The organism is Albidovulum sp. (assembly GCF_041919395.1).
Taxonomy (GTDB): domain Bacteria; phylum Pseudomonadota; class Alphaproteobacteria; order Rhodobacterales; family Rhodobacteraceae; genus Albidovulum.
In genome coordinates this window covers 21,371-35,207 of sequence record NZ_JAYRTX010000021.1, presented here as the reverse complement: position 1 = coordinate 35,207, position 13,837 = coordinate 21,371, and the positions used below count along the sequence as shown (strand labels likewise).

At 68.2% G+C, this 13,837-nt stretch carries 17 protein-coding genes; 11 read left to right on the top strand and 6 right to left on the bottom strand.

The genetic code is table 11. The features are described from left to right. From ACMUOO_RS05795 to ccoP, 4 genes are all read left to right on the top strand, one after another. Positions 1 to 306 (top strand): cbb3-type cytochrome c oxidase subunit I (locus ACMUOO_RS05795; RefSeq protein ID WP_413854924.1); only part of this gene is annotated, 306 nt, incomplete at its 5' end. A 15-nt stretch (positions 307 to 321) separates the two neighbouring features. After that, positions 322 to 1,071 carry a cytochrome-c oxidase, cbb3-type subunit II gene (ccoO, locus tag ACMUOO_RS05790; RefSeq protein WP_301920573.1) on the top strand — a complete coding sequence of 250 codons (750 nt, stop codon included), beginning with the start codon at positions 322 to 324 and terminating at the stop codon, positions 1,069 to 1,071. Positions 1,072 to 1,082: 11 nt separating this feature from the next. Beyond that, positions 1,083 to 1,289 (top strand): cbb3-type cytochrome c oxidase subunit 3, encoded by a 207-nt coding sequence (locus tag ACMUOO_RS05785; RefSeq protein ID WP_301920574.1) that lies wholly within the window; start codon positions 1,083 to 1,085, stop codon positions 1,287 to 1,289. Next, on the top strand, positions 1,286 to 2,155 hold the full coding sequence (ccoP, locus tag ACMUOO_RS05780) for a cytochrome-c oxidase, cbb3-type subunit III (protein WP_301920575.1): 870 nt from the start codon (positions 1,286 to 1,288) through the stop codon (positions 2,153 to 2,155). Before ACMUOO_RS05785 ends, ccoP begins: the two co-directional genes overlap by 4 nt. A 96-nt stretch (positions 2,156 to 2,251) precedes the next feature. On the opposite strand, the gene ACMUOO_RS05775 is transcribed toward ccoP, so the two are convergent. Continuing rightward, complete coding sequence (locus ACMUOO_RS05775; protein WP_301920576.1) at positions 2,252 to 2,935, bottom strand: DUF2270 domain-containing protein; 684 nt, start codon at positions 2,933 to 2,935, stop codon at positions 2,252 to 2,254. Between the two features lie 198 nt (positions 2,936 to 3,133). Between ACMUOO_RS05775 and ccoG the strand changes: the two genes are divergently transcribed. Genes ccoG through ccoS form a run of 4 tightly spaced genes read left to right on the top strand, consistent with a single transcriptional unit; the run spans position 3,134 to position 7,380 of the window. Continuing rightward, positions 3,134 to 4,561, top strand: a complete 1,428-nt coding sequence (gene ccoG, locus ACMUOO_RS05770; RefSeq protein WP_413854923.1) for a cytochrome c oxidase accessory protein CcoG — start codon at positions 3,134 to 3,136, stop codon at positions 4,559 to 4,561. A gap of 1 nt (position 4,562) precedes the next feature. Continuing rightward, complete coding sequence (locus tag ACMUOO_RS05765) at positions 4,563 to 5,018, top strand: FixH family protein (RefSeq protein ID WP_301917844.1); 456 nt, start codon at positions 4,563 to 4,565, stop codon at positions 5,016 to 5,018. Positions 5,019 to 5,021: 3 nt separating this feature from the next. Then, the gene (locus ACMUOO_RS05760) at positions 5,022 to 7,211 is read left to right on the top strand and encodes a heavy metal translocating P-type ATPase (RefSeq protein ID WP_301917843.1); all 2,190 of its coding nucleotides are present in this window, start codon (positions 5,022 to 5,024) and stop codon (positions 7,209 to 7,211) included. Positions 7,212 to 7,221: 10 nt separating this feature from the next. Continuing rightward, on the top strand, positions 7,222 to 7,380 hold the full coding sequence (gene ccoS / locus ACMUOO_RS05755; RefSeq protein WP_301917842.1) for a cbb3-type cytochrome oxidase assembly protein CcoS: 159 nt from the start codon (positions 7,222 to 7,224) through the stop codon (positions 7,378 to 7,380). A 13-nt stretch (positions 7,381 to 7,393) separates the two neighbouring features. Here the strand turns inward: ccoS and ACMUOO_RS05750 are convergent, their stop codons facing one another. Beyond that, positions 7,394 to 9,289, bottom strand: a complete 1,896-nt coding sequence (locus ACMUOO_RS05750) for a serine hydrolase (protein ID WP_413854922.1) — start codon at positions 9,287 to 9,289, stop codon at positions 7,394 to 7,396. A gap of 244 nt (positions 9,290 to 9,533) precedes the next feature. After that, a complete protein-coding gene (locus ACMUOO_RS05745; protein WP_301917840.1) occupies positions 9,534 to 10,241 on the bottom strand; it encodes an HAD family hydrolase in 708 nt (235 codons plus the stop codon). A 142-nt stretch (positions 10,242 to 10,383) separates the two neighbouring features. Here ACMUOO_RS05745 and clpS point away from each other — a divergent pair, with 142 nt between their 5' ends. The 3 genes from clpS to ACMUOO_RS05730 are packed head-to-tail and all read left to right on the top strand — an operon-like array spanning position 10,384 to position 12,628. Beyond that, the gene (clpS, locus tag ACMUOO_RS05740) at positions 10,384 to 10,725 is read left to right on the top strand and encodes an ATP-dependent Clp protease adapter ClpS (protein ID WP_413854921.1); all 342 of its coding nucleotides are present in this window, start codon (positions 10,384 to 10,386) and stop codon (positions 10,723 to 10,725) included. Between the two features lie 19 nt (positions 10,726 to 10,744). Further along, positions 10,745 to 11,770: a class I SAM-dependent methyltransferase gene (locus ACMUOO_RS05735; protein ID WP_301917839.1), complete on the top strand. Its 1,026-nt coding sequence runs from the start codon at positions 10,745 to 10,747 to the stop codon at positions 11,768 to 11,770. Positions 11,771 to 11,815: 45 nt separating this feature from the next. Next, the gene (locus ACMUOO_RS05730; protein WP_301917838.1) at positions 11,816 to 12,628 is read left to right on the top strand and encodes an SDR family NAD(P)-dependent oxidoreductase; all 813 of its coding nucleotides are present in this window, start codon (positions 11,816 to 11,818) and stop codon (positions 12,626 to 12,628) included. A gap of 4 nt (positions 12,629 to 12,632) precedes the next feature. On the opposite strand, the gene ACMUOO_RS05725 is transcribed toward ACMUOO_RS05730, so the two are convergent. Genes ACMUOO_RS05725 through ACMUOO_RS05715 form a run of 3 tightly spaced genes read right to left on the bottom strand, consistent with a single transcriptional unit; the run spans position 12,633 to position 13,785 of the window. Next, positions 12,633 to 13,007, bottom strand: a complete 375-nt coding sequence (locus ACMUOO_RS05725; RefSeq protein WP_301917837.1) for a hypothetical protein — start codon at positions 13,005 to 13,007, stop codon at positions 12,633 to 12,635. Beyond that, the gene (locus ACMUOO_RS05720; protein WP_301917836.1) at positions 13,004 to 13,387 is read right to left on the bottom strand and encodes a hypothetical protein; all 384 of its coding nucleotides are present in this window, start codon (positions 13,385 to 13,387) and stop codon (positions 13,004 to 13,006) included. Before ACMUOO_RS05720 ends, ACMUOO_RS05725 begins: the two co-directional genes overlap by 4 nt. A 20-nt stretch (positions 13,388 to 13,407) precedes the next feature. After that, the gene (locus ACMUOO_RS05715; protein ID WP_413854920.1) at positions 13,408 to 13,785 is read right to left on the bottom strand and encodes a hypothetical protein; all 378 of its coding nucleotides are present in this window, start codon (positions 13,783 to 13,785) and stop codon (positions 13,408 to 13,410) included. Positions 13,786 to 13,837: the final 52 nt, after the last annotated feature.

Below are 13,837 nucleotides of genomic sequence, written 5' to 3'. Positions count from 1 at the left end.
CTCTACTCGCTCAGCCTCGTATCCTGGCACTTCTGGCTCGCCACCATCGGGATCGTGCTCTACGCCGCCTCGATGTGGGTCACGGGGATCATGGAGGGTCTGATGTGGCGCGAAGTCGATGCGCAGGGCTTCCTCGTGAACGCCTTCGCCGACACGGTGGCCGCGAAGTTCCCGATGTACGTGGTGCGGGCCCTTGGCGGGGTGCTCTACCTCACCGGCGCGATCATCATGGCCTACAACCTGTGGGCCACGGTGGCGAAGCAACCGGCGGTTGCCAGTACTAACAACGCCGTCCCGGCCGAGTGAGAGGAGCTTCGGACCATGTCCATTCTTGAAAAGCACAAGTTCCTCGAAACGAATGCGACCGCGCTTCTCATCGGTGCCTTCGCGGTGGTGACGATCGGCGGCATCGTTGAGATCGTGCCGCTCTTCTATCTCGAGAACACGATCGAGAAGGTGGAGGGCGTGCGCCCCTACACGCCCCTGGAACTCACCGGCCGCGACATCTACATCCGCGAGGGCTGCTACGTCTGCCACAGCCAGATGATCCGCCCGATGCGCGACGAGGTTGAGCGCTACGGTCACTACAGCCTCGCGGCCGAAAGCCAGTACGACCATCCGTTCCAGTGGGGCTCGAAGCGGACGGGCCCCGACCTCGCCCGCGTCGGCGGCCGCTATTCGGACGAGTGGCACATCGACCACCTGACCGACCCGCAGTCGGTCGTGCCGGAATCGGTGATGCCGAAGTATGGCTTCCTCGCCAACCGGCTGATCGAGCCGGAGCACATCGCGGACCGGCTTTCGACGGACGCGATGGTGGGCGTGCCCTACACGTCCGAGATGATCGAACTCGCCAAGGCAGACTTCGCCGCGCAGGCCGATCCGAATTCCGATACCGCGGGGCTGCAGGAACGTTACGGCGCCGCCGCCTTCCCGGGCGGCAAGGACGTGGTCGTGTCGAACTTCGACCGCCAGCCGGGCATCACCGAGATGGATGCGCTCATCGCCTATCTGCAGGTGCTGGGCACGATGGTCGACTTCACGACCTTCCAGCCCGACATGGCCCGCTGAGGAGGGGAGCGATGGATTTCTATTCGCTTCTTAGGGAATTCGCGGACAGCTGGGTGCTTCTGGCGCTCTTCCTGTTCTTCGGCGCCATCGTGCTCTGGGCGTTCCGGCCCGGGTCGCGGGCGATCCACGAGGACATCGCGAACATCCCCTTCCGGCACGAAGACAAACCCGCGCGTGGCGAGGGCTTGGAAGCCCGCCCGCAGGAGGCCTCGAAATGAGCAAGAGACCCGTGACGACGAAGTCCGATCCGGAAACCACCGGCCACGAGTGGGACGGCATTCAGGAGTTCAACAACCCCTTGCCGCGCTGGTGGCTCTGGACCTTCTACCTGACCATCATCTGGGCGGTGGGCTACACGATCGCCTATCCGGCCTGGCCGCTCGTGTCGGGCGCCACGCAGGGGCTTCTGGGGCAGGACACCCGCGCCGACGTGGCGGCCGAGATCCAACGCTACTCAGAGGCGAACGCGCCGGTCGAGGCGAAACTGGTGGCGGCGGACCTGAACGCCATCGCGGCCGACCCCGAACTCGCCAACTACACGCAGAACGCCGGCGGCGCGATCTTCCGCACCTGGTGCGCGCAGTGCCACGGCTCGGGCGCGGCCGGGGCGGCGGGCTACCCCAACCTGCTCGACAACGACTGGCTCTGGGGTGGCACGATGGAGGACATCCACACCACCATCACGCACGGCATCCGCAACACCGAAGACCCCGACGCGCGCTATTCGGAAATGCCGAAGTTCGGCGCCGACGGGCTGCTGGAGCCCGAGCAGATCGACCAGGTCGTGCAGTATGTCCTGCAGATCTCGGGGCAGGAGCACGAAGCCGCGCTCGCCAGCGAAGGCGCGGTCGTGTTCACCGACAACTGCGCGGCCTGCCACATGGAAGACGGCACTGGCGACCGGGCGCAGGGTGCCCCGAACCTAACCGACGCGATCTGGCTCTACGGTGGCGATCAGGCCACTCTGACCGAGACCGTCACGAACGCCCGCTTCGGCGTGATGCCGTCCTGGACTGGGCGTCTGAGCGAATCCGACATCCGCGCGGTTGCGGCCTGGGTCCACAGCCGCGGCGGCGGCGAGTAACAACGGAATTCGGGGGGGCAACCGCCCCCCCGGATGAGAGCATCGGCGCCCCGTCCTGTTCGCGCGTTTCCTGGGGGCGCCGGTGCCTTTCTCCTTCTACCCCATCGCTACGCCCTTGCCACCACGTTCTTCGGCGCGGCGCGCATCGCTTCTGGCGACCCAGTTCGCCAGCACCGCGCCCGACGCGATGTAAAGGACACCGAAGCCCAACACGGCCTCGCCCGGCAGCGGGCCGACGTCGGCACGGGTCACGAAGCCGGCCCAGCTTGTCACCGGCAGCGGATGGATCATCAGCTTGCCGACAAACGCGATGCCCTGGATCAGGAGAATCCAGAGGTAGTTGCGTCGGATCCGCCGGCCGAGCGCGGTCACGAAGGAGATGTGATAGGTCGGGTGGAGGTAATCGTCGGCAAGGACGGTGTGCCAGGCGGTTTCGGTCCTGAGGTCGCCCGATTTCAGCATCGGCGCGTAGAAGTTCCTTTCCAGCCAGCGCGATCGCGCCCGCCAGACGTTGAAGTAGCGGTAGCGCCGCGCTTCCAGGTTGAGGAAGACGAGTATGAGGATCCCGACGAGGAGGAGCGGCAGCGGCGAGGCGTCCGGCGAGGCGAAGGTGATCGAGAGCGCGACGCCGAGAGTCACCACTGCCCAGTTGGTCGTGGTGTCGAGACGGGTCCGCCAGATCGTCGATCGGTAGACCTCCGCCCGGTAGAGATGCGCGATGGCGCCGATCTCGGCCGCGTTGAATTCGGTGTACTCGATGGCACTGCGTCGTCCAGACATGGTCCCCTCCCTCGCTGCCGCCCGTGCGCCGATTTGACGCCCGGAAGCACCGCCCGCCAAGCGCGAAATCACTTGAGCGTGAACCGAAGAGGGCGTTTTCGCCGCATGTGCGGGCGGGATTTTGACCTGTATCAAGGCTCCGACAGGCCATGTCCGCGTAAGTCAGACCGCGCGAACAGTGAAATCCGGGATACTTTCATGAGCTCCAGCGAGAATCCTCCGGCGCTTTATGCCGCCCGTGAGCCCGTATTTCCACGCCGCGTGAAAGGACAGTTCCGCAACCTGAAATGGGTGATCATGGCCGTCACCCTGGGCATCTACTACATCACGCCCTGGCTGCGCTGGGACCGGGGGCCGAGCCTTCCCGACCAGGCGGTGCTGGTCGATCTCGCCAACCGCCGCTTCTACTTCTTCATGATCGAGATATGGCCGAATGAATTCTACTTCATCGCCGGGCTTCTCATCATGGCGGGGCTCGGGCTCTTCCTCTTCACCTCTGCACTCGGCCGGGTCTGGTGCGGCTACGCCTGCCCGCAGACGGTCTGGACCGATCTTTTCATTCTCGTGGAACGCTGGGTGGAGGGCGACCGCAACGCGAGGGTCCGGCTCTGGAACCAGAAGTGGGACTTCCGGAAGTTCCGCCTCAGGATGACGAAATGGGTTCTCTGGCTTCTGATCGGCCTGGCCACGGGCGGCGCATGGATCTTCTATTTCACCGACGCGCCGACGCTGCTTCAGGATCTGATCCATGGCACCGCCCATCCCATCGCCTACCTGACGATGGCGATCCTGACCGCGACGACCTTCTTCTTCGGCGGTTTCGCGCGCGAGCAGATCTGTATCTATGCCTGCCCCTGGCCGCGCATCCAGGCCGCGATGATCGACGAGGACACGCTGGTTGTCGCCTATCGCGAATGGCGCGGCGAACCGCGCGGAAAGCTGCACAAGGGAGAGCTCGACCCGGCACAGGGCGACTGTATCGACTGCATGGCCTGCGTGAACGTCTGCCCCATGGGCATCGACATCCGCAACGGCCAGCAGCTCGAATGCATCACCTGCGCGCTCTGCATCGACGCCTGCGACGAGGTCATGGACCGAATCGGCAAGCCGCGCGGGCTCATCGCCTACATGGCGCTGAAGGACGAAGTGGCCGAACGGGCCGGCGGGCATCCGAAGAACGTCTGGAAGCACATCTTCCGTCCGCGCACGATCCTCTACACCGTACTCTGGTCGTTGGTCGGGGTCGGCATGCTTGTCGCGCTCTTCCTGCGGTCACCCATCAGCGTCGATGTGACGCCGGTGCGCAATCCCCTCTACGTCACGCTCGCCGACGGCGCGATCCGCAATACCTACGAGGTGCGGCTCAGGAACAAGCATGGCGAAACTCTGCCCTTCACGATATCCTTGCAGTCCGACACCCCGCTCGAGTTGACGCTCGAGGGAAGCGACAAGGTGGTGGTGGACGTGCCTGCGAACGATACGAAGATGCAGCGCGTCTATGTCACCGCCCCGGCCGGCAGCCCCGCAGCCGGCAAGGAGCGTACGGAGATCGCGATCGTGGTCGAGACCAGAACCAACGGCGAGCGGGTGGCCCGGGGCACGGTCTTCAATGGAAAGGACGACTGAGATGGCGGCGCCGCTGACCGGCCGGAAGGTCCTTCTCATCGCGGTCGTGGCCTTCGGGGTCATCATCGGGGTGAACGTGCTGATGGCCGTCAAGGCGATCAGCACCTTCCCCGGGCTCGAGGTGCAGAACTCCTACGTCGCGAGCCAGGTCTTCGACGCCGAGAGGAAGGCTCAGGAAGCTCTGGGCTGGACCCTGTCACACGCCTATGGCGACGGCGCGCTGACGCTGAGCTTCCGCGACCGGGATGGCCTGCCGGTCCGGGTGGACAGGCTGTCGGCCACCGTCGGGCGGACGACGGAGGCATCGGACGACCGTCGCCCCGTCTTCGACTGGACCGGTGCCGACTATGTGGCGGCCGAGACGCTGGAGCCGGGGAAGTGGATGATCCTGATGGAAGCCTTCGCCCCCGACGGGACGCGGTTCCACCAGCGGCTCGATCTCTTCGTGAAGGGCTGACCCATGTCGGTCGCCGCGCCCTCGATCTCCGCCTGTCCCGCCTGCGTGGCGGCGCCCTCGGCCGAGGACATCGCCGCCCGTGCGGCGGCGGCAGCGGGGGATTCCGGCCTCGTCCTGTCGCTGCCGACGGTCCATTGCGCCGTCTGCATCTCGGACGTGGAACGGGCGCTTTCCTCGATGCCGGGCGTCAGATCGGCGCGGGTGAACCTGACGCTGAAGCGCGTCTCGGTCGCGGCAGAGCCGCAGGTGACGGCGGAGAAGCTGATCCAGCGGCTCGATGCCATCGGCTATCCGGCGCATGAGCTCGACCCTGGCCTCCTGTCGGTGACGGAGACCGACAAGCGCAGCCACGACCTGCTGATGCGGCTCGGCGTCGCCGGGTTCTCGATGATGAACATCATGCTCCTTTCCGTAGCCGTCTGGTCGGGTGCCGAGGCGGCGACGCGCGACATGTTCCACTGGATTTCGGCCGCGATCGCGCTGCCGACGCTGGCCTTCTCGGGCCAGCCCTTCTTCAAGTCGGCCTGGGTGTCCCTGAAGGCCCGGCGGCTCGGCATGGACGTGCCGATCTCGCTCGCACTGGTCCTTGCCTCGGCGATCTCGCTCTTCGAGACGTTCAACGGGGGCGAGCACGCATACTTCGACGCCGCGGTGTCGCTCTGCTTTTTCCTGCTTGCGGGGCGGTACCTCGACTACCGCAGCCGGGCCGCGGCGCGGTCGGCGGCGGAAGAGCTGGCCGCGCTCGAAGTGCCTCGGGCAACGAAGCTGGAGGCCGGCGAGGAGCGCGTCGTGCCCATCGCCGCGCTTCGCGCGGGCGACCTCGTGCGCATCCGCCCCGGCGCGCGGATGCCGGTCGACGGCATCGTGACCGAGGGAGCGTCCGAGATCGATCGCTCGCTTCTGACCGGCGAGACGCTGCCGGTCGTCGCGGGGGAAGGCAGTGCGCTGAGCGCCGGCGAGGTCAACCTGACCGGGCCGCTGATCGTGCGGGTGACGGCGGCGGGCAAGGACAGTTCCCTGCATCGTATGGCCGATCTGGTGGCGGTGGCGGAAAACGCGCGCACGCGCTACACCTCGCTGGCGGACCGGATGGCAAGGGCCTATTCGCCCGTGGTCCACCTGATGGCGCTCGCCGCGTTTTCCGTCTGGCTCTACCTTACGCGCGACGTGCGGGTATCGGTCAATGTCGCGGCGGCGGTCCTCATCATCACTTGCCCCTGCGCGCTGGCGCTTGCAGTGCCGGCGGTGGTGACGGCCGCCTCGGGCAAGCTCTTCCGCAAGGGCTTCCTGATCAAGGACGGCACTGCGCTCGAACGGCTGGCCGAGGTCGATACGGTCGTCTTCGACAAGACCGGGACGCTGACACTGGGCGAGCCCGAGGCGCAGGATATCGCGGCACATCCGCGGCCGGAACTGGAGATCGTCGCGGCATTGGCCGGAGCCTCCTCCCATCCCCTGAGTCGGTCGCTGGCGCGTGCGCTTCAGGCAGAAGGCATCCGCCCGGCGCCGGTCGTGGACCTTGCGGAGGTGCCGGGGGCGGGCATCGAGGGTCGCCTCGCGGGCGATCGCGTACGACTTGGCCGCGCGGAGTGGCTGGGCGCCGAAGGCGGCGAGCGGACGGCAACCTGGTTTTCGCGCGCCGGCGGTCCGGCGGTGGAGTTCGCCTTTGCCGACCGGCCGCGTCCGGGCGCGGCTGAGGCGGTGCGGGGGCTGATCGCCGGCGGCAAGCGCGTGATCCTCCTTTCGGGCGACAGCGAGGTGCCGGTGGCGGCGCTGGCCGGGACTCTCGGCATTCCCGAATGGCAGTCGGCGATGCGGCCGGAGGAGAAGGCCGCGCGCATCGCCGCGCTGACGGCGGCGGGCCACCGGGTGCTGATGGTGGGCGACGGGCTGAACGACACTGCGGCGCTGGCAGGTGCGCATGTCTCGATCTCGCCTGCCTCTGCGCTCGACGCGGCGCGGACGGCGTCCGACATCGTCCTGCTCGGTCAGGATCTCGAGCCCCTCTCGGATGCGGTACGGATCGCGGTCACGACGCGGCGGCGGATCAAGCAGAACTTCGCGCTGTCGCTCGCCTACAACCTCGTCGCGGTGCCGGTTGCGCTCGTCGGACTCGCAACACCCCTCATCGCGGCGCTCGCCATGTCGGCTTCGTCGATCACGGTCTCGCTCAACGCGCTCCGGTTGAAATGAGGGCCCAGCGGTGGAAATCCTCCTCTACCTGATCCCTGTTTCTCTCTTTCTCGGTGCGGTCGGGCTTGCCGCCTTTCTCTGGGCGTTGAAGCACCGTCAATACGACGACCCCGAGGGTGACGCCAACCGCATCCTCAGCAAGGACTGGGACGACCGCCCGAAGCCCTGACGGGGCAACGCGGTCAGGGGCCGACGACGCTGCATTCGGCCTGCCGGGCCTGAAGCCGGCGACAGGCGAGGTTCGCCATCTCTTCGGTCATGCCGACGAAGTTCGCGTCGTACCCGCCACGGCGGGAGACGACCTTGCGGAGCGCCTCGTCGAGCGTTGCCATCTCCACCAGCGCCACCTGCAGGAGCTGGCGCTCGGCATCGTAGCGCGAGCCGTAATGGCCGACGTTTATGGCCCACTGCCGCCCGCCCGAGGTGGAGATGCGGGTGACGACTTCCAGTTCCTCCGGTTCCGGCTCCGCGGGCGTGAACGCGGCGAGCACGATCTGCTCGGGCCGCGCCTTCGGGGCCGGCGTGTCGACAGCGGTATCGCTGGCCGCGAGCCGGACCTCGGCCGTCTCGGTGTCTTCGGCGGCAAGCTGGACGTCGGTCGCCTCGGCGGGTGCGGGCTCGATTGCCGGTGCGGAGGCTTCCGGCGATGGCAGCGGCATCGCCTCGACCACCGCGGTCTCCGTGGGAACCGGTTCGGCATCCGTGGCCGGGGCCGCGGCCGTGACGAGCGCATCGGGTCGCGCCGCGGGGCGCAGGGCCGGCAGGGTGGGCGCGGCGGCGAGCGCGAGCGGCTCGGCGGTCGCGTCGGCCTTGGCGGGGTCGGGTGCGCCCGGTTCAGCCAGCGCGAGGACCGTTTCGGGCTGCGGAGTCGCGGTCTGCGCAAAGACCGGACCCGCGGGCTCGGGCGCGGCTTCCTGCGAAGTTTCCGCATCGGCGACGGCGACCTCCGCCTGCGATCCGGCAGCTTCGGCGGCCGGCGCCTCGGCGAGGGCGAGCGCCTGCGCCTCGGCGAGGGCGTCGGCGATGTCGTCCTGCATCGCGAGGAGCAGTTCCTCGGCCGGTGCATCGGCGGGCTCCGTCGCGCCGGGCAGCGGTCGCGTGCGGGGCCGGGGGCTCTGCACCACGGCGACTTTGAGGCGGATCGTCTTGCCGGCTGGCACCGCATCGGGCGCCGTCGTCACGGCGCGCGCGATGGCTTCGGCAAGGGCGTCGTCCTCGTCCGTCGTGTCCTCGACGAGAAGTTCCGGCGGCTCCGTCCCGGTGTAGGCGGGCCGCGCAGGTTTCTGTACGGCGGCACGGTTCGGCGCCTTTCCGAAGCCCATGTCGAGCAGCTGCGCCGCCCTTGCATTGCGGTCGGCGGTGGACTTGCCGCCGAAGACGGTGGCGATGACGTGCTTGTTGCCGCGCTGGGCAGAGGCCACCAGGTTGAAGCCCGCAGCCTGGGTGTAGCCCGTCTTGATCCCGTCGGCGCCCTTGTAGGCGGCAAGGAAGCGGCGATTGGTGGAGGCGACCTGCGCGACGCCGGCATCGGCCGAGGTGCGCGAGAAGATGTTGTAGTACTGCGGGTAGTCGTAGAAGAGGTGCCGGCCGAGGATCGTCATGTCGTGGGCCGTGGAGAGATGTCCCTTCGCGGTCAGCCCATTGGCGTTGACGAAGGTCGACCGGGTCATGCCGAGCGCCTTGGCAGTACGGTTCATCCGCTTGGCAAAGGCGGGCTCCGATCCCTCGATCGCCTCGCCGATGGCGGTCGCGGCGTCGTTCGCGGACTTGATCGCGGCCGCGCGGATCAAGTAGCGCAGCGCGATCGTCTGGCCCGGCTTCAACCCTAGCTTCGAAGGCGGCATCGAGGCCGCGTGTTTCGAGATCGTCACCTTGCTGTCGAGCGTGATTTCACCGCGCTCGATCGCCTCGAAGGCGATGTAGAGCGTCATCATCTTGGTGAGCGAGGCGGGATGCAGCCGGGTGTCGGCGTTGTCCTGATGCAGCACCTCGCCGGTGCGGACGTCGATCACGTAGTCGGCGTAGGGCGCGGCCAGAGCCGCGAGCGGCACGAGGAGCCACGCCAGAGCGATCGCCAAGAAGACTCGCGTGCGGGAACCGCACTGCTCGGGACAGACGAACACCTGTCTCACCTATATCCTGCCTCGCGCCCCGGTCATTGTCGCCAGAGCTTTGTGATTTGCCCCACGATAGCACAGGGCTTTCGCGCCGAAAACACCTGAAATTCAATGTCTTTGTTGCCGAAGCTGAGATAGCGAAAGGAACGGCGCGCACGGTGCGAGCAGATTTTGCGACTTCATCGGTGCGGCACACAAGATCGACCTAGCCGCTGTTTTCGATCCGTCCGACCAGCGCCGGCAGGGCGCCGAGGTCTTCAAGCCGGTGGAAACGCCCGTGACCCTCCGGCGGTTCGACCTCTTCGAGCGCCCAGGTCAGGTCGTGCGGCACATGGACTCCGAAGCCTCCGACCTCCAGGACCGGCAGGACATCGGACTTGAGCGAGTTGCCGGCCATGAGCACGGAGCCGGCCGCAAAGCCGTGCCGGGCGAAGATCGCGGCATAGACGGGGGCGGACTTGTCCGACACGATCTCCACCCCGGCGAAGAGGTCGCCAAGGCCGGACTGGGCCAGCTTGCGTTCCTGGTCGAGAAGGTCGCCCTTGGTGATGAGCAGGACCGGGTGGCTTCCTGCCAGGCGTTCCACCGCCGCGCGGGCATGGGGCAGAAGCTCGATCGGATGGGCGAGCATCTCCTGTCCGGCCGCGACGATCTCCCGGATGACGCGGGCCGGCACCCGGTCCCCGGTGACGTCGAGCGCGGTCTCGATCATCGACAGCATGAAGCCCTTGATGCCGAAGCCGTAGTGCCCGAGGTTGCGCCGCTCGGCCGCGAGGAGCCGCTCCTCCAGATGGTCGCGCGGCGCGACATCGGCGAGAAGCGCGGCGAAACGGTCCTGTGTCAGGCGGAAGAACCGCTCGTTGTGCCAGAGCGTGTCGTCGGCATCGAAGGCGATGGCATCGAGTGCAGGCATGTGCACCTCCCCCGGGATGCAGTCTGGCGCGGCGCGCGGGCGCGATCAATTCCCTCTCCCAGGGGAACCCTTTTCTCGTCCCATTCCTGCATTATATTGGGGACCGAACCCCTTGTCCGCGAATCCCCCGAGGAGGGAGCCCTTGGCGCCGAGCCCCGTCACATTGTCGGACCGCAAGGAGGGTCGAGAGCACGAGACCTCGGTCATCACCAAGACGCGGCCGAAGACGCAGCGCCCGCCGCTCTACAAGGTGCTACTTCTGAACGACGACTACACGCCGATGGAGTTCGTCGTCCATGTGCTCGAACGCTTTTTCGGGATGAGCCACGCGCAAGCGTTCGAGATCATGCTGACCGTGCACAAGAGGGGACTCGCCGTCGTGGGCGTCTTTTCCTTCGAGGTGGCGGAAACGAAGGTGGCGCAGGTGATGGATTTCTCGCGCCGTCACCAGCATCCGCTGCAATGCACGATGGAAAAGGAATAGGGGCGCGGCCCCGATCCCGATGACAAATCCCAGACTTGCCCTCGCGCTTACGGGTGCCGATGCGCTGCCCGCCCCGGGCCGCGTGCTCGTGATCGGCGCCGGCCCCGATCTTTCGGATCTGCCGAAGGAGCGGACGGTCGTCGTGCAGGGGTTCCGGCCCGACAACGATGCACTTGCCGCCCAGGGCTGGACGGTCGTGCCGGAAATTGCCGCCGCAACCGGCGATTTCGCCGCGGCGGTCGTGCTTCTGCCGCGGTCGCGGGTGGCTGCGCGATCGGCCGTGGCGGAGGCTGCAAGGCTCGTGGCTGCGGGCGGTCCGGTCTGGGTCGACGGGCAGAAGACGGATGGTATCGATCCGATGCTGAAGGATCTGCGCGCCCGCACCGCCGTTTCCGCCCCGATCGCCAAGGCGCACGGCAAGATCTTCCGCTTCCGCGCGGGCGCCGGCTTCGACGATTGGCGCGCGGTCGATCTTTCCCCCGCGCCCGGCTTCGTGACGCGAGCGGGGGTCTTTTCTGCCGAGAAGGTCGACCTAGGCTCGACCCTGCTCGCGGAGGCCTTGCCAGAGCGGATGCCGGCGCGGGTCGCCGACCTTGGCGCCGGCTGGGGCTGGCTTGCGGCGCAGGTCCTGACGCGGCAGGGCGTGGCGGAACTGCATCTGGTCGAAGCCGATCATGCCGCCCTCGCCTGTGCCCGCAGGAACGTGACCGATCCGCGCGCGCGCTTCCACTGGGCGGATGCAACGCGGTTCCGGCCCGAGGCGCGGTTCGACGCCGTGGTGATGAACCCGCCCTTCCACGCGGGACGCGCGGCCGATCCGGCGCTCGGTGCCGCTTTCATCGGTGCCGCGGCGGGGATGCTGGCGCCGGCGGGCCGGCTCTGGATGGTCGCCAACCGGCACCTGCCTTACGAGGCGGTGCTGGCCCGCCACTTCCGCGAGGTGGCCGAGATCGGCGGCGACGGCGCCTTCAAGCTTTTTGCCGCGGCGCGGCCCGTAGCGCGCGCCCAGGCCGCCGCCGCCCCTCCGCCTCGCCGGCGCCGGTGATCTCGGCTAACCTCGCCCGGCAGAATCACGGAGCGCGGAGAGCCCATGTCCCTGTCCATCGCCGGCAAGAGCGCCATCGTCACCGGGGCGGCCAAAGGCATCGGCCTTGCCATAGCCCGCCACTTCGTCGACCGGGGCGCGAAGGTCATGTTCGCCGATGCCGACGAGGCGCGCCTGGCCGAGGAGGTCGCCGCGATCGCGACCGAGGACGGACCGGCGCGCTACTTCGCCGGCGACCTCAGCCAGAAGCTGACGCTCGCCAACCTGCTGTCGGCCACGGTGGACGCCTTCGAGCGGATCGACATCCTGGTGAACGCCCAGCGCACGGTCCTGCCGACCGAGGATCCGCTGAACCCCGACGATCCCTCGATCGAGAACATGCTGCGGCAAAACCTCCTGCCGGCCCTGAAACTGAGCCAGATGGCCGCGCGCAGGATGATCGCGCAGGCCGGGCGCGACGAGCAGACCGAAGGCCCGGTGGGCACGATCATCAACGTCTCGACGCTGGCCGCGCGTCGGGCGCAGCCGGGCCTGCTGGCATACTCCCTCGCCGGTGCGGCGCTCGACCAGGCGACGCGCTCGCTCGCCGTCGTGCTCGCGCCGGAGCGGATTCGGGTGAACGGCATTGGCATCGCAAGCGTTATGAGCGCGAGCCTGCAGGCAACGCTGAAGGAAAACCCCGACTGGGGCGACTCCGTCATTGCGGGCACGCCGCTCGGCCGGATCGCGACGCCAACGGAGGTCGCGGAGGTCGCGCAGTTCCTCGCGTCGGACGGGGCGGGCTTCGTGACCGGACAGATCCTCGGTGTCGACGGCGGCCGCAGCGTGGTCGATCCGGTCTGCGTTCCGGCCTATTGAAGGGTCATCCCGGATAGCGCGCCTTGCAGGCGGCGATGTGGTCGAGTGCGCGCGGAACTGCCGCCGCCCGCCGGTCCTGCAGGAGTGCAATGCGGCGGCTCTCGGACGCCGGGTCGATCGTCTTCGGCGTCTCCACGATCTCGGTTTCGGTGTAAAGGCAACTGCCGCCCCCGTCGCCGCACCGGCGGCGTTCGAGATAGGGGACCGTCTGGCGGTCGATCCCGTAGCCGCGGGCGAGCCCGGCCTCGGTTTCGGCGATCAGCGCGTCGATGGTGCGCACTTCCGCCACCGCCGCGCGCATGCACTGGTCACGCCCTGCGCCGGCGCAGGCGCCAAGAAGCAGGGGGACGAGGAGGACCAGTCCGGCGCGTGGCCTCATTCGGGGAACTTCGCCTTGCAGGCCGCGATTGCTGGCTCCGACTGCGCGAGGAGCGCCTTGCGCCGGGCGAGGAGCCCGTCGAGCTTGCGCTGTTCGGCCGCCGGGTCGATGGCCACCGGCTGCTTCACCGTGTCCCAGACCGGCTCGAAGCACATCCGCCGCGGGGTCCCCGCCACCCAGTCGTCGCAGATCTGCCATTCGTAGTGCATGACCTCGCGCCGTTCGTAACCATAGCCCCGGGCGAGCGTCGCCTGCTGTTCGGCGATCAGCCGGTCAAGGGTGCGAAGCTCACGCGTGGCGGTGCGGATGCACTGTTCCTGCGGCGTTCCGCAGGCGGCGAGTGCGGCGAGAAGGGCAAGTAGGGCGGCGGAGCGGCGCATGGGCAATCTCGGGGGCGACTTCAGGGGGCGGGGCAGGCGGCGACGGCGGCGGCGATCTGCGCTTGAAGCCGTTCGCGGCGCGCGAGAAGCGCGTCGAGCGTGCGGGTCGCAGCGGCGGTGTCGATGGCCTCGGTGCGGGTCCGCGTGCCCGGATCGGTGCAGAAGCTGACGCCCACGTGCGATCGTGCGCTGCCCAGGCAGAGGTTCACCGCCGCCCCCGTCGGCACCTGCACCGTGCGGTATCCGCGCTCGATGTCGGTGCGCGCCTCGGCGATCAGTCTGTCGATGGTCTTCAGTTCGCGCGCCTCTTCCGGGGCGCAGCGGCTGGCCGGGTCGGTCGCGCAGGCGGCCAAGGCGAGCGCGAGGGTCAGGAGGGCGGGTATGCGGGGCATGAACATGGGCGACTCGGCACCGGGGATGGGAAAGCCAGTCTAGCGCGCCGCGCCGCGC